This window comes from Edaphobacter sp. (assembly GCF_035763405.1).
Taxonomy (GTDB): domain Bacteria; phylum Acidobacteriota; class Terriglobia; order Terriglobales; family Acidobacteriaceae; genus Edaphobacter.
On record NZ_DASUBE010000066.1, the window covers coordinates 55570 to 75281 of the forward strand.

The window sequence follows — 19712 nt, forward strand, 5'->3', positions numbered from 1 at the left end:
AGCGATGATTGCTCTACCGTGTGCGCTGAGCGGCCAGGCCATACCGAACGGTTCAGCGGTAGACGACATCGGGCGCTTCGAAGTTGGCGCGAACTACAACTTCTTCCACGCGAATGCGCCCCCGGGGCAGTGTGGATGCTTCAGCCTGAATGGCGGCAGCGGCACGTTCATCTTCAACCTGTCGCCTAAGTGGGCCGCTGTAGCGGACATCATGTACGCGCATGCCAGTAACGTGAATAACTCGGGGCAGAACATCAGCATCTTCAACTACCTCTTCGGCCCGCGCTACAGCATTCGCAGGTCGAGCCGCTTCGTTCCGTATGCGGAGGTCATGCTGGGCGGTGCGAAGGAGAACGTGAACATCCAGTTCGACATCAACCGCAACGCCTTCGGCTTTCTCGCTGGCGGCGGTGTGACGACAACCGTGAAGCCGAAGTGGGGTTGGACCATCGTGCAGGCCGACTGGATCCATACACGCATTCCCAACGCCGTGAACGACCGCCAGAATGACATCCGCATCAGTACAGGCGTTACTTACCGCTTTGGCGTGAGGTAAGCACGGTTCACGGTATGATGCTGGTTCGAGGTGTTCATGCGATCCGGTATCTCGGCTCTTTGTCTTGCGCTTACACTTTCACTGTTCAGCTTCGCCCAGAGCCAGTCCGGACGCTGGTCGGCAGCAGCCGCGAATGCCTGGTATGCCAAACAGCCTTGGCTGGTGGGAGCGAACTATGTTCCTTCCGACGCGATTAACCAACTGGAGATGTTTCAGGCGGCAACGTTCAATCCGGAATTGAACGACAGGGAACTGGGCTGGGCAGAGTCCATCGGGATGAATACGATGCGGGTCTTTCTGCAGGATCAGCTCTGGCAGCAGGACCCGCAGGGCTTTACCAAACGCCTCGACACCTTCCTGGGCATTGCGGCGAAGCATCATATCCGTCCCATCTTCGTTCTGTTTGATTCGTGCTGGGAGCCGGACCCGCAACTGGGCCCGCAGCACCCGCCGATCCCAGGCGTCCACAACTCCGGCTGGGTGCAGAGTCCGGGGGCAAAGGAACTCTCCGATCCATCCTACGAACCGAAGCTTGAGGCTTACGTCAAAGGCGTCGTCGGCGCATTTGCCAATGACGATCGCGTTCTGGCTTGGGACATCTGGAACGAGCCTGATAACACCAATGGCGGCAGATTCAAAGAGCCAGGGAATAAAGTAGAGCTTGTCGCCGCGTTGCTGCCCAAGGCATTTGCGTGGGCGCGTTCTGTGCATCCAACGCAGCCGCTGACCAGTGGCGTGTGGCAAGGTGACTGGACCGACCCGGCGAAAGAGAGCGAGATGACGAAGATCCAGCTCGCCGAGTCAGACATCGTCACCTTCCACAACTATGACTGGCCGGAGGGTTTTGAGGCGCGTGTGAAGTCACTGCTCCCGCTCGGTAGACCAATCATCTGCACCGAGTACATGGCGCGCGGGGCCGGCAGCACCTTCGACACGGTGCTTCCCTTGGCGAAGAAGTACAACGTCGGCGCGATTAACTGGGGCCTGGTTGCCGGTAAAACGCAGACCTATCTTCCCTGGGATTCATGGGAGCGTCCCTATGTGCGGTCGAAGCCGACGATCTGGTTTCACGATGTGTTTCACAAAGATGGAACGCCGTACCGTCAGCACGAGGTGGACCTGATCCGCAGCCTGACCGGAAGAGGAAGCGGTGTCGCAGCGAAGTAAATTTCAGCACCAAAGAACAAAGGGGCCTGCGCGGGAGTGAATCGCGCAGGCCAAACTGGAGGCTTTGCTGAATCGTTTTGTCTTATAAGCACTACATACGTTGCGTCGAAGAGTTTTGTTCACGCTATTGCTTAAGTAATTGCGTGAGGTAGTCGAGTGCGCGCGGGTCGTGGGACTGCCCCAGCCAGAAGACGGCCTGTTTGCGCACGACCGGGTCTTTGCTGGTGTCGGCCAGGTGGATGAGCTGGGTTGTAGCATCAGGGGCAGGCAAGCGTGAGAGCGCGAAGACAGCGGATCTGCGGACCTGCTCGCTGGGGTCGTTCTCCGCGGAGTCGCGCAGGTCGCCGGCGACAAGCTTGCCTCCTTTATGAGCCATCCAGAACTGGGCCTGTCTGCGGACCTCGGGCGAGGTGTCCTCATGTGCCATGCGGATGAGCGCGGTGAGGGCTTCAGGTTCCTTGGAGAGCGTGAGGTCGAAGGCGAGCTTTCTGCGAAACTGCGCATCGGCGTCGGTTTGCGCAAGATGTTCGACGGCAATCAGGCCGTCGTGACCGCGCCGATTGACGAGCCAGAAGGCCGCCTTGTCACGGAGGCTGAGACTGTTGTTTGCACCAGCGAGCGCAATGAGAGCCTGAGTAGCAGAAGTTGCCTTGTGGATGGCGATGGCAAAGGTGGCGGCGCCATGGAGGTGTGTGTCGGCCTGAGTTGCAAGAGCCGCGAGCATCTGAACACTTTCGTCGGGGTTCGCGTCAGTTAGCCAGACGAACGGGAGACCTCCGGTGTCGAGTTGGCGGTCCGGGGCTTCGACGCGGAGTTTGGTGATGGCTCCGCCTTCGGCGCGGAGAAGGATGTTGGCATGATCGAACGATGGGCGCGCGGTTCCGCTGGTGTAGGTGCTGGAGTTCCTGCCTTCGAGATAGGCGATGGGGTCATTGTTCCAGCCGGAGGAAAACGTGCCGATAACTGGGATGGAGTAGCCGATCCAGAGCGGAGCGTTCTGCTGTTTGAGCGTGTCGATGGTCTTGCCGAGGCTGCCTGCGGGCTGTGTGGTGAGTTGTGCGTGGAGAACCTCCGGCTGCTGCGCGAGCATGCACGGCGCGACGGCAAGTGCGGCGAGGACGACAGTGTTGGCGAGGATGCGCATGGCGGCTCCTTAGGCTGGGTAGGGGATTATTTAAGCAGCTCAAGCATGTAGTCGGTGGCAACTTTGTCATGCATTAGGGCGAGTCGGCTGACGATGTCGCGCTTGACCTCAATATCTTTTTCGCTGCGGGCAAGCTCGACCAGCCGTGGCGCGTCGTGGGAGATGAAGAAGGCGTTGATGACGGCGCGCTTGATCTCCGCATCGGACGTGTTGCGGTAGACCTCGGCCAGTGTGTCGTTGCCGCGTTTGCCCTCAAAGACCGCCATGGACTGGATGGCGTCGCGCTGAAGCGACGGATCCATCTTGCCGGTCACGGCATCGTGCAGGATCGCGGCAGCCTCGGGCGACTTGTTCTGCGCCAGGATGAAGATGGCGCGGCGCTTCATGTTCGGCGTGGATTTGCTGTCGGAGAGAATATTGCGCAGGATAGGCAGCGCGCGGGCCGGGTCCTGGCGGAGCAGCGAATTCAACGCAAGCATTTTGATCTCTTCGTTGGGATCATCAGATCTGGAGTCGATACGAACGCGCACCCTCGGCCGGACATCGATGTTCGGGTTGAAGTCGAACTTGAAGTCGTCGGGATTGATGTGGACATCGGGCCCATTGACGTGAACCCGCATGTCGATCGAGAGTGCCTTGCAATCCTTGTTCCACCGGCTGTCCGGGAACTGCGTCTGGAGCTTGACGCAGGTGTCGAAAGCAAGCTGGCCGTTGCCGAGTTTGTTGAGCGAGTACGCCTTCCAGTAAAGGGCGGCGTCCGCACGGCTGGCGTGCGCGTTGACGACCTTATCGAAGTCGGCGACGGCGTCGTTCCATCGCTGCTGGTTCATCGCGCGCGTTCCGGCGGCGTAGGCGTTGTCGCTTGCGTTTGGAGCGGCAAAGGCAGGCGCGGGCGGCATGAGCACGAGCGTGAGGAGTAGGGCCGGGGAGAGAAGTGCGGTTCGGAGGAGTGTATTCATTGGGCGAGTCCTTGGGTGAGTGCCTGGGTTGGTCCCTGGTGCTGGGTTGGGGTATCGTTCTGGCGCAGAACGCGCAGGTCGAAGAGCAGGCCGTTGGTGTTCATCTCGATGCGGAGCCGCCATGCGCTTTCGTGCGTGGGCGGCTCGTTATCGAGCGTAGTCAGAACACGGCCAAGATCTTCAAGCACAGAAGCTTCGGCAAGGTCGCCGCTCGAATGCGCCTGCCGCACGTAGACCGCATTGGTCACGAGCAACGCGCGAGCCTGGTCGCGGGTCACGTTGTCGAGCGGGCCTTGAGTATTGTTGACCTCGGTGAGCAGCCGCTCGGCGGCGTCAATATGGTTGGCGATGGCGGGGTCAACGGGCCGGGTCGTCAACGGGCCACGACCGTTGATGGCATAGTTGGGCTTTGTCGCCGTGCGCGAGTGAATGCCAAAGACGAGGAGCACGACAAGTGCAGCAGTTGCGAGTCCGGCTGCGGGCCACGACAGAATATGCTTCCAGACATGCATCCAGCGGTGGCGAGGCTCAGGCGCGAGCACGCTCAGATTGCCGCGCAGCCGCTGCCAGTTGCGGTCGAGATCGGGCGCGGGGACCGGATCGGCGGAGAAGATACGGAGCGTCTCGGCGATGGAATCGGAAAGCGCAGCACACTCGGAGCAGCCTTCAAGATGCTTGTAGATGGCCTGTTCGTCGAATGTCTCGTGAAGCTGAAAAGCGATCAGCTCTTCTTCGGTGAAATGTCTCATTGGACGCCTCCTGCAAGTGGCGCAAGCGATCGTCGGAGTTTGCCGACGGCGCGAAAGACAGCTTGTTTGGCCGAGTTAGCCGGGACGTTGAGCGCCGCGGCAATCTCGGCGATGGGCAGGTCTTCCATGTGGCGGAGCGTGAAGGCGGTACGCTCCATCGGAGTGAGCGTGTCGAGCGCCGCGCGACGCAGGCTGGCTGCTTCGCTGTCGAGCAGCACGCTCTCCGGGCTCTGCGCCTTCGCTGCGGCGACAGTCACGACACCACCGTCCAGCGAGGGTTCGTCGGCGATGCGCGGCGCATGGTAGCTCAGGTCGCGGTTGCGGCGTTCGACGAGATTGATGGCAGTGTTCATGGCGATGCGCGTAATCCACGTGGAGAAGGCCGAGTCCTGACGGAAACCGGGCAGTTTGTTGTAAGCGCGCAGGAATGCCTCCTGCGCGGCCTCTTCGGCGTCGGCTTCGTTGCCTGTGATGCGGAAGGCGACGCGATAGACGGAGCAGAAGTGATGGTCCATCAGCACGCGGTAGGCGTCCCGGTCGCCGGCCAATACCTTTCGGATCGCCTCTGTCTCCGCCTTGTCCATTCGCCCTTTAGACAATGGGATTTACCCCCGGTTAGGTACGGCTGCGAGGAATTTTATGCTCCCGGCACATGCGGGGAAAAACAGCAGGCCACAGCGGCGTTTGTCCGCTGTGGCCTGTCGTGCTTTTGATTTGGCGGGAATTACAGGGTCATGCCTTGTAGCCCATACCGGCGAGCACTCCACGCATGTACGCGAAGCTTTCGATGACGCCTGGCATGGGGTCATCGTCGTGGATCTCATACTCAAGGTCCACATCGCCGGGGTAGTGGATGTCGATGAGTGCGCGGAAGATGTCGCGGACGGGCATAATGCCTTCGCCGACGGCAACCTGGCTCTCTTTCACGCGCCCCTGGGCGAGGTCCTTCATGTGAATGTCGAAGACGCGGCGGCCGACCTTGCGGATGGCCTCGACCGGATCGGTGCCCGTGCGCATGGTGTGGCCGACGTCGATGCAGCAACCGATGCGCGGGTCCATGTTCTTGACCGCGGCGAGCACGTCGAGGGGCGAGGGGAAGTTCTTGTCCTCGGGGCCGTGGTTGTGGATTGCAAGCTTGATGTCGTACTGCTTTACGTACTTCTCCAGCTTCGGCAGCACCTCGCGGGAGGGCATGGCGACCATGACCGGGATGCCGGCAGCCTTGATGTACTCGAACTTGGCTCGGATGTCTGCCTCGTCATCCTTGTTGAAGCTGACGGTGCCGGCGGCGGTGAGCTTGAATCCGGCGGCGCGGTATTTGGCTGCAAGCGGAGCGACCTGGTCCAACGGCTTCATGGGCAGGTGAACGTCCTTAAGGTTCAGGTAGGGCGTCTTCAACTGGTGCATGAAGTCGATCAGGTGAGCGTCGTCGAACTTGCGGAAGGTGTAACTGGCGATGCCAAGACGGATGGGTGAGGCGGCCAACGTGTGGTTGCGATATTGCTCTTCGGCAGCGAATAGCTTGGACGGATGGGAGACGAGGGCGGCGGCACTGAGCATGGCGCCTCCGCGCAGGAGGCTGCGGCGGGTAAGGGAAGTAGTCATGCAGGGCATCGTAATGGCATAAAGGCAGCATCGTCCATACTTTTGTTGCAAACATGGATTAATCCTGTGGATAAAGCTAAGATGCTGATGCGTGCAAAACTCGGCCTCTGGGAGCGCGTACAAAAAGACGACCGGGTCATCATGTGGAACAGCGGAAAAGGAGTGCAGATGCAAGGTTCTTCCAGACGTAATTTTCTTGCCGGAGCCGGGATGACGGCTGCGGTGTGTGCGGTGCGGCCGCTCTTTGGTTTTGCAGCAGCGTCGGGGTCGCCGTTCAAGGTCTCGGTCATCTCCGATGAGATCTCGCAGGACTTCGATCACGCCTGCTCCGTGGCTTCAAAGGAGTTCGGCCTGGGTTGGGTCGAGTTGCGCGGCATGTGGAAGAAGAGCCTGCATGAGTTGAGCGATGCGGAACTTGCGCAGGTTGAATCCATCCTTGCCAAATACAGCCTGCGCGTGACCGACATGGCCAGCCCCGTATTCAAGACCGATTGGCCCGGCGCGCCCAAGCGCCATCCGGACAAGGGCCAGGACTTTGGCTCAAACGAGACGTTCAAGCAACAGAGCGAGTTGCTCGACAAATACATCGAACTGGCCAAACGATTCAAGACCAACAAAGTGCGCTGCTTCGACTTCTGGCGGCTGGACGACATAGCGAAGTATCGCGCCGCGATTAATGCCAAGCTGTCGGAAGCTGCGACGACCTGCGGGAAGCGGGGGACTCTGCTGGTGCTTGAAAACGAGTTCGAGTGCAATACAGCAACAGGCCGTGAGGCCGCTGCGACTCTGGCTGCGGTGCCTTCGCCGTACTTTGGGCTGAACTGGGACCCGGGCAACGCGGTCATGCGTGGCGAACTGGATGCGTTCCCGGCTGGCTGGAACCTGCTACCGAAGAAGCGGATTCTGCACTGCCATGTGAAGAGCGCGATGAAGGACGCTTCGGGCAAGATAGTCTGGGCTCCCGTGGGCAAGGGCTATGTCGATTGGACTGCTCAGTTCAAGGCGCTGAAGCAGATTGGCTACCACAATGCCGTAAGCCTGGAGACGCATTGGCGCGGCGGTGGAACGCCGGAAGAGAGCAGCCGCGAGAGCTTTGCGGGAATGAAGAAGGCGCTGATTGCTGCAGGAGCCTGGTAGTCGGCACGTTTGGAGTCAAAGTAGCCTCAGCGGCTGGTTCTGGCCGCTGAGGTTTGCTGTTTAAGCCGGGAACTGCGCTTTCAGCATGGTTGCGATGATATAAATGCTGGCAGACGAAAACCTTATCGGACCGATTGCCGGACGGATGCTGATTCCTGATTGGGGCCCGAACTGAAGCCATAAAACTTTGCCCATGCAACGATTTCTCTTTACACGCAAGCAGACTGCCTCCAACAAGACGCCGCGGTGGATCAATCGCAACCTGCTGTTTAATTTCATTCGCACGCGGCAGTCGGTCTCGCGTGCCGATCTGGCGCGGTTGTCTGGATTGCAGCGCAGCACGGTCTCGCTGATTGTTGAAGAGCTGATTGCAGACAAGTGGATATTGGAAGGTGCAACGGGGAGGCTTCCGCGCGGTCGGCGGCCGACGATGATTCAGCTCAACGACCAGCGCGCGGTCATTGCGCTGGACATCCATCCCACGCAGACGACGGTGGCGGTGGCGGACCTGGGCGGAAAGATTGTTGCGCAGAACATCATCGCCATTCCGAGCGGGGCGAAAGAGGCGTTGCCTGCGATCATCTCCGGTATTAAGAAGATGATGGCGGCGCACAAGGAGCGGTCCTTCGACGGCATCGGCATCTGCCTTCCCGGCCGGGCGGACCTTCATCTGAAGAAGCTCATCTTCGCTCCGAACTTGAACTGGCCGGTGCTGGGCATCAAGTCGCGCATCGAGCGGGCGACCGGCCTCAGGGTCGAGATGGACAATGTGGCGAACGCCTGCGCGCTCTCCGAGGTCTGGTTTGGTGACAGCGACGGCACGCACGATCTGGTTGCGGTGAACGTCTCCGAGGGCATTGGGACGGGCATCTTTGCGAACGGGCAGCTTCTGCGAGGGGACAACGGCATGGCTGGCGAGTTCGGCCACGTGCAGATCGATCCTGACGGGCCGCTGTGCGGGTGCGGCAATAATGGCTGCTGGGAGACGCTGGCCTCGCACCGCGCGGCGCTGCGCTACTACAGCGAACTGGCGCCGTCGCAGTCGAAGATTACCTTCGACCAGCTTCTCCGGCTCTGCCAGGCGGGCGACAAGAAGGCGATTGAGGCGCTCTCGATGATGGCGGTGCAACTGGGGCGGGGGATTCGCATGATCTCCTCGGCGCTGGCTCCGAACGAGATTGTGGTTGTCGGTGATGTGACCGGCGTGTGGCACGTGCTGGGGCCGATTGTTGAGGCGGAGTTGAAGAAGAACTCGCTGCTGGCCAAGCTGCCGCACCTGCGTCCCGCCTACGATGGCAACGCGGCGCGGTTGCGGAGCGCGGTGGCGCTGGTGCTGAGCGAGAGTTCGGTGTAAGACGCGGGTGGCAGTACAAATCCATTCATATAAAGGCACGGTAGATGAAGCGACAATATGTAGGGGAATTGATTGCGGAAGCGATTGCTGTGTTCATCATCATCGCGTTCGGCGACTCCGTGGCTGCGATGTACTCGCTCTACTCTCCCAGTCCATACCAGGGGGCCTACTGGGGCGTGTGCATCGCCTGGGGACTGGCGGTGACGATGGCGATCTATGCTACCGGCGCGGTCTCGGGCACTCATGCGAACCCGGCGGTGACGCTGGCGCTTGCGATGTACCGGAAGTTTTCGTGGAGCAAGGTGGTTCCTTACTGCGTGGCGCAGGTGGTGGGCGCGTTTCTGGGCGCGGGGCTGGTCTATATGCTGTACTCGCCGGTGATCGATCACTTCAATCAGGCTCAGAACCTGACGCGGGCGGCGGGCGGCGCGGCGGGCGTGTTCTTCACGCATCCGGGGCTGGCGATTACTCCGATGCATGCTTTCGGAGACCAGATTGTTTTGACGGCGTTTCTGATCTTCGGCATCTTTGCGATTACGGAGCAATATAACGAGATGGCTCCCGGGGCGAACTCGGGGGCGTTGATTATCGGGTTGCTGGTGGCTCTGATCGGCGCTTCGATGGGCTATCTCGAAGCGTGGGCGATCAATCCGGCCCGCGACTTCGGGCCTCGGCTGTTTTGCTTCTTCTCGGGGTGGGGAAGCTCGGCGCTTCCTTCTCCGCAGAATTATTGGTGGGTGCCGATTGTCGGGCCGCTGCTGGGTGGTGTCGCTGGCGGGGCGGCGTATCAATATCTGGTGAGGCCTTATCTTCCTGCGCACCTTCGTGCGTTGAGCGGCGAGTCGAAGTAGGGGTACCCCCTCCCCTACTTTTTTGTGCAAAGTCCTTTAAACAAAGGACTTATGTTCGGACCTTGGTTTGGGGTGCCGGTAAAGTATTGATTCTATTGGGGTCGTCGGGCTGGGCAGATGTAAAGTCCTTCCAATAAAGGGGTTATGGCTGGTTGTGGGCGCGCGGGCCGATGCGGAACGCGGATTCCCTTCGGGAATGACAACAAAAAGGGCTGGATTCGTCTCCTTCTTCCTACTTCAATTTTAACTCAGGGAGGGAAACTCGACCGCCACGTTCGATTGGGAAAATGTTGTGCTGTTTCAATGAGATGGCTGGCTTTGGCTCAAAGGAGGGGTTGACATCGGTGGGATGACCGGAGAACAGCAGATTCGCTTCGCTACGGAATGGAAATGCAAACGATACCGGTCGATGGGGATGTTCTCTTTTGGATTTAGGTGGCGAAACCTGGCATCAATGGAGCCCCGCTCAGAACGATCATCGCTGGTTTTATGCTTAGGGAAGGTCTGATTAAGTCTGCGAGTATTCTCTCACCGGCTAAAGAGGCTGTGGAAAAAGCCATCCGGCAGCTTGTGCGGAACGACCCGGGGGCTAAAGAGGGTGCTGAAAAGTGTCTCGCCGGGAAGAAAGCGTACCTCAGCGGCTAAAGCCGCGCGGATTTTGCGGTACTTGCGGCACGGCTGAAGCCGTGCCCTTAAGCAAAACGGACTTTTTCAGCACCCTCTTCAGCCCTCGATTTTGTGGAACTGCTGACCTGGGCCTTCGGCCCAGGCTGGTATATGCCGCGCCCTTGGCGCTTTTTGGTGCGCAACAGTTATCTATGTCTCGCAAAACTGCCGGGCTGCGTTAGCGGGAAGATCATCTATGGGAGTTCTCCTCGGCGCTCAGGATGACACGTCTGTTCGTAGGGGCTTCATATCTTGATGAAGATGCGTTTGCGCCAGAGGAGCCAGTTGGGGATGAGGCAGAGGGCTACGAAGGCAAGGGCGAAGGCCAGTGAGGTCAGCTCGGTGGAGTGGGTGCGGGCGAAGAGGTTCTGGTAGACCCAGTGCCATGCGGTGGTGTATCCACTCTTCTCCAGGCTGGATGGAATCCTGATCCAGATCATGGTCTCGACGAACAGGATGGAGAGCGCGTAGACCGTGATGGCGTTCGAGCCGAAGACGAGCCAGGGCCAGGTGAGCCACTTCCCTGCCTTGGTCTCGTGGAGACGCTTGACGTCCATGAGCCAGTAGCAGACGGCCAGGCCCACGAGCGAGCACCCGGCGGCGAAGAGGACGTAGGAGCTGGTCCAGAGATTCTTGTTGATTGGGAACCACGGGTTCCAGATGAGGCCCGCAGCGATGCCTGCGACTCCGGCGGCGAGCAGGCCATTTCGGCATTGGGCTTTGGTGATGCGGAGGGGCTCCGGTGCGTCTGTGCGCCTGAGCCAGAGCGCGGCGACTGCTCCGAGCAGCGTGGTGGCGATGGCTGGGATGGTGCTCAGGAAGCCTTCCGGGTCGTGGGTGTGCTGATAGAGGACTCCGGTGTGGATGGTGCGGAGGGTGAAGGCGCTGATGCCGCGGTCGAGCCACGCGGCCAGATTGCGCTCCGGGTCGAGCAGCGGTATCTGGTGCGTGGGGACGCCGAAGCCGGGGACGGGGACAAAGCGCATCAAGGCCCAGTAGCCGACGAGCAACGCGGCCGCGATGGCCAGCAGGTTGCGCGCACGCTGGGTGTAGAGGCAGATGAATCCGGCGACCAGATAGCAGATGGCGATGCGGGTGAGGACTCCATAGATGCGGAGGTGGGTGAGGTGGAAGTGCGGATAGGCCGAAAGGAACATCTTGAGCGCGAAGATGATGACGGCGCGGCGGACGATGTGGCCGGCGAGGGCGCGGCGGCTCTCTCCGCGGCGGAGGCGGGAGTTGAGCGAGAGGATGATGGCCGCGCCGACGAGGAAGAGGAAGTTGGGGAAGACGAGGTCGGTGAGGGTGCAGCCGTTCCATTTGGAGTGGTCGAGCTGGGAGTAGACGTGCGCCCAGTCGCCGGGGTCGTTGACGAGGATCATGAAGGCGATGGTGATGCCGCGGAGAACGTCGATGGAGAGGACGCGGGTGGGGGGTGCGCTGGTTTGCACGGGTGTGGCTGTGCGCGTCTGGGTCCCGGCTTGGGTTTGGACTTGCATGGTGATTCATCATCGCTCAGTGGGTGGGGTTTGCGGAAGGGTTCGCGGCGGAATGTTTCTGCAAAACGAGCAACGGCAAAAGCAACGGCTGGCGGGTTGTGCTGCATACTTTCCCACCCATCGCAAAAGCGCGATGGATGGGGCACCCGAGCGTTTGTGCCGGCACAAGCGAAATGCGGAGATTCTTCGCTGCGCTCAGAATGACGTGATCGGAAGCTTGATGGGAACATTTGTGGGGTGGAGGTTGTCTAACGTAGTGGCCGCGTTCCTCGCTGGATGCGCACCTTGATGGAGGTGCTTGCATGTTCGAGGACAGTCTGGTTGCGTCGCGGGTGGCGCGGGTTCCAACAGCCAAGCGGTGGGCGTTCGGTGGGGCGTTTGGCGTGCAGTGTGTTTTGGCGGTGTTGGCGATGACGCTGCCGATGCTGCATCCGGCAGCGTTGACGGTGAAGATTGCTGCGCCTCCGGTATGGATACCGGTGATGCGGAAGGCTCCGGTGCCGGTTCGCGAGCGGCAGGTGCAGCATGCCGCGTCTGCTGCGGCGTCCGCGCCGGTTGCTGAGACGAAGGCGCTGCGGTTCCCTACGGCTGCACCGCGGCAAGGCAGCGCGGAAGATGCTCCTCCGATGGCTGCGATGCCTTTTGGCAGCGGCATGGGGGATTCGGTTCCGGTGGGGCTCGCGGTGGGCGATGGGCATGGCCCGCGCGTGTCAGTTGCGCCCGCGCGTGCGGCGGGGCCGGTGCGCATTTCAAAAGGAGTGACTGATGGCATGTTGCTGGCGCCGATTCGCCCGGTGTATCCGGCGATTGCGCGGGCGGCGGGGGTTCAGGGAACGGTGATTGTGGAGGCGGTGATCTCGCAGGCTGGGGCGATTGAGAGCCTGAGGGTGGTGAGCGGGCCGGAGATGTTGCGCGGCGCGGCGGTAGAGGCGATTCGTGCGGCGCGGTACAAGCCTTATCTGTTGAATGGGAGCCCGACTGCGGTTGAGACGACGATTACGGTGAACTTTATGATGGGTGGGTGATTTTCTAAAAAGACAAAAGCAGGCGCACTGACTGTGTGCCTTCCCACTCATGCGCGATGAGACTGCGCATGAATGGGGCACCCAAGCGTTTGTGGCCGGCACAAGCGAAATGCGGAGATTCTTCGCTGCGCTCAGAATGACGTGATCGGAAGCTTGATGGGAACATTTGTGGAGTAGAGGTTGTCAAACGTAGTGGCCGCGTTCCTCGCTGGATGCGCACCTTGATGGAGGTGCCTGCATGTTCGAGGAGAGTCTGGTTGCGTCGCGGTGTGACGACCCCACCTTAGCGACGATGAAGCCGTCGCGAAGATGGGGCACCCGGATCAGGCGGATGGGGCGGGGGTGGTGGTGGGAAGGATTTTTTGCACGGCGGCGTGGGGTTCGTCGGTGACGTAATCAATGAGCGGATAACCGGCGTGCTTCCAGCCGTCGAAGCCTCCGCGCAGCGGGCGCACGCGGTAGATGCCCATCTTGTGGAGCTGCATGGCGAGCTTGGCGCTGGTCTCTTCGCTGGGGCAGGTACAGTAGAGGATGACGTCGCGGTCGCGGGGGATGATCTCGGAGTGCTCGCGGACCTCGTTGGGGCCGATGCGGAGCGCGCCCGGCAGGACACGCGGGTCGGGCAGGTAGTCGAGCGGGTGGCGGAGATCGACGATGAAGGGCGGCGTGTTGCCGTTGCGCTCCGCGTCGTCGAGCATGGACTTCAGCTCTTCGGGGTCGATGCGCATCTCGCGCACCTGCGCGAGAAACCTGCGCTGGTTCCACAGGCGGCGGGCGAGGAAGCCAAGCACCATTACGACAAAGATGATGAAGGCGAAGTGACCGAGCCAGCTCAAGAACCGCTCGCTCTTTTTGGCGATGTCGCCGAAGAAGCGTCCGGCAAGGATGAAGGCCTCGGCCCAGAGGATGGACCCGGCGAGGTCCCAGAGGAAGAAGCGCGCGTAGGGCGTGCCGATCTGTCCGGCGATGGGCGGCGCGACGGTGCTGAGGCCGGGGATGAACTTTGAGAAGAGCAGGGTCGAGTCGCCGCGGCGGCTGAAGTAGTTCTCCGTCTTGCTGACGCAGGTGGAGGCTTCGAGCGAGAGGCGGCAGAGGAGCTTCAAGACGCTGTTGCCGTAGCGGCGGCCGAGATAGAACCAGGCGCTGTCGGAGATGAGGCATGCGACGATGACCGCGAGCAGGACTGGGCCGTGATGCAGACGGTGGGTCGCCGTGAGCGTGCCAGCGGTGAGAAGGACTGGAATGCTGGGGACAGGGATGCCGATCTGCTCCACCAGTACCCACAGAAAGATGATGGGGTAGGCGTAGTGGACGAAGAATTCGAGCGCGATCGGCATGGGGGTCTCTATAAGGTAGATGAGCGGAGCGGGCGGCTGGATGCGCGTCTTGGGTTAAAGATACACAGCCCGGATGCGGGATGCATCCGGGCTGCGGTGAAGGTGGCGGGCCGCTATTTTACGCGGACATCGGGGACGACGGAGAAGCCCGGGCGGAGCTTCTGGTCGGAGTTCTCCTGGGACAGGTTGGTGAAGTCGATGCGGACCGGAATGCGCTGAACCACCTTGACATAGTTGCCGGTGGCGTTCTCGGGTGGGAAGAGCGAGAGGCGCGAACCGGTGGCGCCGCCGATCTGCGTGACTTTGCCGTGAAACTTCCGGCCGCCGAGGGCATCGACCTCGATGGTGACGGGCTGGCCGGAGTGCATCCGGTCAATCTGGGTCTCTTTGAAGTTGGCCGTGACCCAGAGGTCGTTGAGCGGGATGATGGTCAGCAGATCCTGGCCTACGCTAAGGTTTGCGCCTACCTGCACGTTCTTCTTGTTGACGATGCCGGTAGCTGGCGCGGTGATTTTGGTGTAGCTGAGGTTCAGGACGGCTTGATCGACTTTGGCCTGCGCCTGTTTGACCTCGGCCAGGGCGGCGTTGGCGCGGGCCCGCTGGGCGCGCACCTGCTGGGGGCCATTCTTGACGGATTCGCTGGCTTGCGACTTCGACGCGGCAAGACGCTGGAGAGCCTGGCTGACCGCGGCGCGCTGCGCGATGACCTGCGCTTCGGCTTCGAGCACACCGGCCTTGTTGGCGGCGGCCTGCGCGACTGCCCCGTCGTACTGCTGCTTGGAGATGACGTCCTTCTGGACGAGCGGGGTGTATCGCTGCACGTCGAGGTCGGATTTGGTCTGGTTGGCTTTGGCCTGCTCGACGCGTGCTTCGGCGGCCTGGGCCTGCTTCTGTGCCTGCGAGACGGCGGCCTCGGCGGCGTCTACGTCGGTGCGCGTGGTGGCGACGCTGGTGTTGGCGCTGACGCTGGTGATGGGCACGTTGGCGGTGGCCTGAATCGCGGACGCCTGCGCGCTGGCAAGGTTGGCCTGCGCTTGTTCGAGCGCGACCTGATAGTCCTTGGGGTCAATCTCGGCGAGGAGCTGGCCGGCTTCGACCTTCTGGTTGTCCTCGACGTAGACCTTGATGACCTGTCCGGCGACGCGGGAGCTGACCTGATAGATGTCGCCATCGACCTGCGCGTCGTCGGTGCTTTCGGTGAAGGTGGAGTGCCAGTAGAAGAGGCCCGCGCCTACGATCAAAAGAAGAATGACCCCGAGCACGATGAATTTGCGGCGGGGATTTTTCTCCTGTATCTCTTCAGCTTTGGGGGTCGCTTCGGGAGTCTTGGTTTCGTCTGACAAGGTTACTTTCCTCCAAGATAAGCTTTGTAGTTGGTCTCGGCTGTACCAAGGGCGCGCGCGAGGGCGAGCTTCGCCACGTTGTGCTGGTAGAGCGCACTGATGTATTGGTCGTTCGCCTGCTCGGTCTGGGCCAGCGCCTGCGAGACGGGGAGGTTGTCGGAGACGCCTGCGTGGAAGCGCTGCTGTGCTTCGTCGAGCGCCTCTTTGGCCAGCTCTACGTTCGAGCGCGTGGCTTCGACGAGCTTGGCGGCGGCCTGAATGTCGAGCAGGCTGTCGCGGATGTCCTGATTGACTTGCTGGGCCTGGTCGGCGAGTTTGGCTCGCGCAGAGTCGTACTGCGCGGCGGCGACCTGCTCCTGCCCGCGCGTCTTGGCAACTTGCAGGATGGGCGCTGTCACCTGGCCGGTGGCGGTGAAGGTTCCGTGCGAATGGCCTGGGGTTTCGCCGAGGTCGCCGTAGTCGCCCGCGAAGCTGGCGACGGGAAGCTGATAGGCCCAGGCGGATTTCTTTTCGGCTGCGGCGGCTTTGACCTGCTCCTCCGAAGCGGCGAGGTCTTTGCGGGACTTGAGCGCGTCGGCAAAGGCGGTCTGGGGATCGGTGGCATCGAGCGCAGCGAAGGGCACTTTATCGGTGAGGCGGAACTGCTGGTCGAGCGGAAGGCCGATGGCGCGGGCGAGCGCGAGCTTGTCTTTCTCGTACTCGTTCTTTGCGGAGATGAGGCGCTGCTGCTCGTTCTGGTAGTCCACCTGCGCGCGGAGCACGTCGAGCTTGGGGCTGGTGCCTGCGTCGTGCGCGGCGGTGGCCTGGTCGAGGGAGAGCTTTGAGGTGGCCAGCTCGGCGGTGACAGCGTCGATGCGGGCGCTGTCGGCGATGCAGAGCAGATAGCCGTTGCCGACGGTGAGCACGACAAGGTCGCGGGCGTCCTGCGCAGTGAGGTGCGCGGCGTTGAAGTTGTGTTTGGCAGCGATGTAGTTTTCGAGAGCCGAGACGTTGAGGAGGTTCTGCGTCAGGTAGGCGCGGAAGTCTACGGTCTGGAACGGGCCAACGATGGGGTGGAGGCCGGGAAACTTCAGGCCGAAGGCTGCAAGGTTGACCTGCTGGACTTCGACGGCCGCCGCTCCGGTGACGGTGGGCAAGAGCGCCTGCAACTCTTCAAGGCGCTGGCCGGAGGCGTTCTTCTCTGCCGAAGATTGAAGGATGAGGCCGAGGTTCTGCTGGAGACCGCGATGAATGGCTTCATCGAGCGAGAGGTCGAGCACACCTTCTGTAGCCGTGCCCGCGACGACGCTGCCGCTGAAGGAACCATGGTTTGCCTGCGCGCCATTCTGACCAGAGGCGGTGTAAAGCTGCTGCTGCGCGCCTGCGATGGGCGAGCTTTCAGTCGCGGTGCTGGTGCCGCTGGCCGGCGTGTGCGGGGCCTGTGCTTTGCCCGGTGTGGCGAGCAGGCAAAGGACAACTGCCAGAGAGACGCTCCCGGCCAAAAATGCTGGCTTGCTCTTCCTCATATAGTTGATGTTACCTGTATCGTTTGCATTCATTGAAGGGGATATTGGCCGATGCACAGAATTGCACGGGTTGGGCATCATCTCTGCACTGTTTATGATGCGGGTATCGAGAGGAAGGCTTCAAAAAGTCTCTGGGGCTAAGTTTGGTCCCTGATCTGTTTGCTGCGGAATGCTGCTAAAACGAGGTACGTGCAGCTACGGGCAAAAATGCAGGGATTCTTCGCGTTGCTCAGAGTGACAGACTATGTAAGCTATAAGCTACAGACTGAATCGATTTAGTAGAGGTGACGGATGTTTCTGGGAGTGGACGTCGGGACGGGCGGAACGCGGGCGGTGTTGGTGGATCGCGCAGGCAGGGTGGCGGCTTCGTGCGCGAGCGAGCACGCGCCGATTCGCTCGGAACACATTGGCTGGGCGGAGCAGGAGCCGGAGGATTGGTGGCGCGCGGCGCGTGAGGCGATTGCCGGAGCGATGGCCGCGAGCGGACTGGCGGGCGCGGAGATTGAGGCCGTTGGCCTGACCGGACAGATGCATGGCTGCGTGATGCTGGACGCGGACGGCAAGGTGCTGCGGCCAGCGCTGATCTGGTGCGACCAACGCACGCAGCCCGAGTGCGACTGGCTGACGGAAAAGATAGGCTTCGAGCGGCTGATTGAACTGACGTGCAATCCTGCGCTGCCGAACTTTACGCTGACGAAGCTGTTGTGGGTACGGGAACATCAGCCGGAGATCTTCAGCAGGATTGCGCATGTGCTGTGCCCGAAGGACTACGTGCGCTACCGGATGACGGGCGAGTTTGCGATCGATATGCAGGAGGCGAGCGGGACACTGCTGCTGGATGTGACGCATCGGCGCTGGTCTTCGGAGGTAGCGGAGGCGGCGGGGATTCCGATGGCGTGGCTGCCGAGGTTGTTTGAAGGGCCGGAGATCTGCGCGCGTGTGAGCGACGTTGGCGCGACGGCGACCGGGTTGGCTGCAGGTACGCCAGTTGCTGCGGGCGCGGGAGACCAGGGCGCGGGCGCGGTGGGCATGGGAATTCTTGCGCCGGGGTCGGTGTCGGCAACGATTGGGACGAGCGGTGTGGTGTTTGCCGCGACCGATACGCCTGCCAAAGACCGGCTGGGACGGCTGCATACGTTCTGCCATGGTGCTCCGGGGCGCTGGCATGTGATGGGCGTGACGAACGGCGCGGGGCTGAGTTTGCGCTACTTCCGCGATACGTTTTCGCCGGGCGAGAGCTACGAGGAGTTGGTCGCGATGGCTGCCGAGGCTCCTGCGGGAAGTGCGGGGTTGATGTGGGCTCCGTATCTGTTTGGCGAGCGCACGCCGCATCTGGACCCGAAGGCGCGCGCGGCGTTTGTGGGGATTACAGCCTCGCATACGCGGGCGCACTTTGTACGGGCGGTGCTGGAGGGCGTGGCGTTCAGCCTGCGAGATACGTTGACGCTGTTCGCGGAACTTGGCGTGCCGGTGAAGACGATCCGGCTGGGCGGCGGCGGTGCGCGCGGGCCGCTGTGGCGGCAGATTCAGGCGGATGTGTATGGGCATCCGGTGGAATTGCTGGAGGCCGAGGAGGGTGGCGCGTTCGGCGCGGCTCTGCTGGCCGGAACGGGCATTGGCGCGTGGGCGAGCGTTGAAGAGGCGTGCGCTGCGACGATCCGGGTGAAGGCGACGATTGCGCCTGAGCATGCTGCGGCGATGAACTCCGCCTACGAAGAGTACCGGCGGATATATCCTGCTCTGAAAGCAATTTCGAGGAGTTGAGGATGAGCGGGGAGATTGGGGTTGCGGTCGTTGGGTTCGGGTTGGCGGGGCGGGTGTTTCATGCGCCGTTTGTGAGTGCGGTGCCGGGGCTGCGGCTGGAGGCGATTGTCCAGCGCAAGGGCGACGAGGCTGCAAAGGCGTATCCGAAGACGCGGATTCTGCGGTCGGTTGACGAGGCGTTGAGCGATGCTGCGGTGCAGCTTGTTGTTGTCGGCACGCCGAATGCGACGCACTTCGAGCTTGCCAAAAAGGCTTTGCAGGCGGGCAAGCATGTCGTCGTCGATAAGCCTTTTACGGCGACCAGCACGGAGGCGAAGGAGCTTTCGGGCATGGCGCGAGCCAAGGGGCTGGTGCTGGCTCCGTTTCACAATCGGCGGTGGGATGGAGATTTTCTGACCCTCCGCAGGCTGGTTGAGTCGAACGCCGTGGGGCGGCTGGTGACGTATGAGTCGCACTTCGACCGGTTTCGTCCGACGCCGCGCGAGAACACGTGGAAGGAGGCGGGCGACGATGCGAATGGGATGCTGTTCGACCTGGGGCCGCATCTGGTCGATCAGGCGCTCGCGCTGTTTGGTGTGCCCGAGGCGATTACGGCGAGCGTGCGCAAGGACCGCGACCATACCGATATAGAGGATGCGTTCGACATTACGCTGCACTATCCTCGGCTGCTGGCGCACTGCCGCGCCAGCTATCTGGCGTGCGATGCTGCGCCGCGGTTTCTGTTGCATGGGACGAAAGGCAGCTTCAAGAAGTACGGGCTCGATCCGCAGGAGCCTGCGCTGGTCGGCGGAGCGAAGGTGCCTCGGATGGGCGAAGGCGATTGGCTGGGCGAGCCGGAGAGTGACTGGGGCGTGCTGACGGTCGCTCCTGACGTGAATCATCCGGGGACGCTGGTCAGAGAGCCGATCAAGACCGCGCATGGCGACTATCGTCTGTACTACGCCAATGTGCGCGATGCGATTAATGGTGCGGCAGAGTTGGCGGTGAAGCCGGAGGATGCGTACCGCGTGATTCGGCTGCTGGAGATGGCGCGGGAGAGCAGTGCGGAGGG

17 protein-coding genes are annotated in these 19712 nt (G+C 61.6%); 8 read left to right on the plus strand and 9 right to left on the minus strand.

Going from position 1 to position 19712, the window contains the following annotated elements; translation table 11 throughout:
* The first annotated feature begins 4 nt into the window (after positions 1-4).
* A complete protein-coding gene (locus VFU66_RS06605; protein WP_326445450.1) occupies positions 5-556 on the plus strand; it encodes an outer membrane beta-barrel protein in 552 nt (183 codons plus the stop codon).
* Between the two features lie 36 nt (positions 557-592).
* Positions 593-1723 carry a cellulase family glycosylhydrolase gene (locus tag VFU66_RS06610; RefSeq protein ID WP_326445451.1) on the plus strand — a complete coding sequence of 377 codons (1131 nt, stop codon included), beginning with the start codon at positions 593-595 and terminating at the stop codon, positions 1721-1723.
* Between the two features lie 124 nt (positions 1724-1847).
* On the opposite strand, the gene VFU66_RS06615 is transcribed toward VFU66_RS06610, so the two are convergent.
* The 5 genes from VFU66_RS06615 to VFU66_RS06635 form a co-directional block, all read right to left on the minus strand.
* Positions 1848-2867 (minus strand): HEAT repeat domain-containing protein, encoded by a 1020-nt coding sequence (locus tag VFU66_RS06615; RefSeq protein WP_326445452.1) that lies wholly within the window; start codon positions 2865-2867, stop codon positions 1848-1850.
* Positions 2868-2893: 26 nt separating this feature from the next.
* Positions 2894-3826 (minus strand): HEAT repeat domain-containing protein, encoded by a 933-nt coding sequence (locus VFU66_RS06620; RefSeq protein ID WP_326445453.1) that lies wholly within the window; start codon positions 3824-3826, stop codon positions 2894-2896.
* Entirely contained in the window at positions 3823-4575 is a 753-nt protein-coding gene (locus tag VFU66_RS06625) for a hypothetical protein (RefSeq protein ID WP_326445454.1), read from the minus strand. Before VFU66_RS06625 ends, VFU66_RS06620 begins: the two co-directional genes overlap by 4 nt.
* Positions 4572-5174 (minus strand): RNA polymerase sigma factor, encoded by a 603-nt coding sequence (locus VFU66_RS06630; RefSeq protein ID WP_326445455.1) that lies wholly within the window; start codon positions 5172-5174, stop codon positions 4572-4574. The genes VFU66_RS06625 and VFU66_RS06630 overlap by 4 nt, the downstream gene beginning before the upstream one ends.
* 133 nt (positions 5175-5307) lie before the next feature.
* Positions 5308-6180 carry a sugar phosphate isomerase/epimerase family protein gene (locus tag VFU66_RS06635; RefSeq protein ID WP_326445456.1) on the minus strand — a complete coding sequence of 291 codons (873 nt, stop codon included), beginning with the start codon at positions 6178-6180 and terminating at the stop codon, positions 5308-5310.
* A 66-nt stretch (positions 6181-6246) separates the two neighbouring features.
* Between VFU66_RS06635 and VFU66_RS06640 the strand changes: the two genes are divergently transcribed.
* The 3 genes from VFU66_RS06640 to VFU66_RS06650 all read left to right on the plus strand — a co-directional run bounded on the left by VFU66_RS06640 (position 6247) and on the right by VFU66_RS06650 (position 9522).
* Positions 6247-7317 carry a sugar phosphate isomerase/epimerase family protein gene (locus tag VFU66_RS06640; protein WP_326445457.1) on the plus strand — a complete coding sequence of 357 codons (1071 nt, stop codon included), beginning with the start codon at positions 6247-6249 and terminating at the stop codon, positions 7315-7317.
* Positions 7318-7510: 193 nt separating this feature from the next.
* On the plus strand, positions 7511-8671 hold the full coding sequence (locus VFU66_RS06645) for an ROK family protein (protein ID WP_326445458.1): 1161 nt from the start codon (positions 7511-7513) through the stop codon (positions 8669-8671).
* A gap of 44 nt (positions 8672-8715) precedes the next feature.
* Positions 8716-9522: an MIP/aquaporin family protein gene (locus VFU66_RS06650; protein WP_326445459.1), complete on the plus strand. Its 807-nt coding sequence runs from the start codon at positions 8716-8718 to the stop codon at positions 9520-9522.
* Positions 9523-10433: 911 nt separating this feature from the next.
* Here the strand turns inward: VFU66_RS06650 and VFU66_RS06655 are convergent.
* Positions 10434-11687, minus strand: coding sequence for an acyltransferase family protein (locus VFU66_RS06655; protein ID WP_326445460.1), 1254 nt, complete (start codon positions 11685-11687; stop codon positions 10434-10436).
* Between the two features lie 302 nt (positions 11688-11989).
* Between VFU66_RS06655 and VFU66_RS06660 the strand changes: the two genes are divergently transcribed.
* Positions 11990-12712, plus strand: a complete 723-nt coding sequence (locus VFU66_RS06660; protein WP_326445461.1) for an energy transducer TonB — start codon at positions 11990-11992, stop codon at positions 12710-12712.
* Positions 12713-13035: 323 nt separating this feature from the next.
* Here VFU66_RS06660 and VFU66_RS06665 read toward each other — a convergent pair whose 3' ends face one another.
* The 3 genes from VFU66_RS06665 to VFU66_RS06675 form a co-directional block, all read right to left on the minus strand.
* On the minus strand, positions 13036-14049 hold the full coding sequence (locus VFU66_RS06665) for a VTT domain-containing protein (protein ID WP_326445462.1): 1014 nt from the start codon (positions 14047-14049) through the stop codon (positions 13036-13038).
* Positions 14050-14162: 113 nt separating this feature from the next.
* A complete protein-coding gene (locus VFU66_RS06670; RefSeq protein WP_326445463.1) occupies positions 14163-15392 on the minus strand; it encodes an HlyD family secretion protein in 1230 nt (409 codons plus the stop codon).
* 2 nt (positions 15393-15394) lie between these two features.
* Positions 15395-16897, minus strand: a complete 1503-nt coding sequence (locus VFU66_RS06675; protein ID WP_326445464.1) for a TolC family protein — start codon at positions 16895-16897, stop codon at positions 15395-15397.
* Between the two features lie 291 nt (positions 16898-17188).
* Between VFU66_RS06675 and xylB the strand changes: the two genes are divergently transcribed.
* Entirely contained in the window at positions 17189-18661 is a 1473-nt protein-coding gene (gene xylB, locus VFU66_RS06680; protein ID WP_326445465.1) for a xylulokinase, read from the plus strand.
* 2 nt (positions 18662-18663) lie between these two features.
* Positions 18664-19712 (plus strand): Gfo/Idh/MocA family oxidoreductase (locus tag VFU66_RS06685; protein WP_326445466.1); only part of this gene is annotated, 1049 nt, incomplete at its 3' end.

Bases quoted from the DNA above. Each gene is read 5' to 3' on its own strand.
- VFU66_RS06605 (WP_326445450.1), top strand. From the start codon at position 5: ATGATTGCTCTACCGTGTGCGCTGAGCGGCCAGGCCATACCGAACGGT.
- VFU66_RS06610 (WP_326445451.1), top strand. From the start codon at position 593: ATGCGATCCGGTATCTCGGCTCTTTGTCTTGCGCTTACACTTTCACTG.
- VFU66_RS06615 (WP_326445452.1), bottom strand. From the start codon at position 2,867: ATGCGCATCCTCGCCAACACTGTCGTCCTCGCCGCACTTGCCGTCGCG.
- VFU66_RS06620 (WP_326445453.1), bottom strand. From the start codon at position 3,826: ATGAATACACTCCTCCGAACCGCACTTCTCTCCCCGGCCCTACTCCTC.
- VFU66_RS06625 (WP_326445454.1), bottom strand. From the start codon at position 4,575: ATGAGACATTTCACCGAAGAAGAGCTGATCGCTTTTCAGCTTCACGAG.
- VFU66_RS06635 (WP_326445456.1), bottom strand. From the start codon at position 6,180: ATGACTACTTCCCTTACCCGCCGCAGCCTCCTGCGCGGAGGCGCCATG.
- VFU66_RS06645 (WP_326445458.1), top strand. From the start codon at position 7,511: ATGCAACGATTTCTCTTTACACGCAAGCAGACTGCCTCCAACAAGACG.
- VFU66_RS06650 (WP_326445459.1), top strand. From the start codon at position 8,716: ATGAAGCGACAATATGTAGGGGAATTGATTGCGGAAGCGATTGCTGTG.
- VFU66_RS06655 (WP_326445460.1), bottom strand. From the start codon at position 11,687: ATGCAAGTCCAAACCCAAGCCGGGACCCAGACGCGCACAGCCACACCC.
- VFU66_RS06660 (WP_326445461.1), top strand. From the start codon at position 11,990: ATGTTCGAGGACAGTCTGGTTGCGTCGCGGGTGGCGCGGGTTCCAACA.
- VFU66_RS06665 (WP_326445462.1), bottom strand. From the start codon at position 14,049: ATGCCGATCGCGCTCGAATTCTTCGTCCACTACGCCTACCCCATCATC.
- VFU66_RS06675 (WP_326445464.1), bottom strand. From the start codon at position 16,897: ATGAGGAAGAGCAAGCCAGCATTTTTGGCCGGGAGCGTCTCTCTGGCA.
- xylB (WP_326445465.1), top strand. From the start codon at position 17,189: ATGTTTCTGGGAGTGGACGTCGGGACGGGCGGAACGCGGGCGGTGTTG.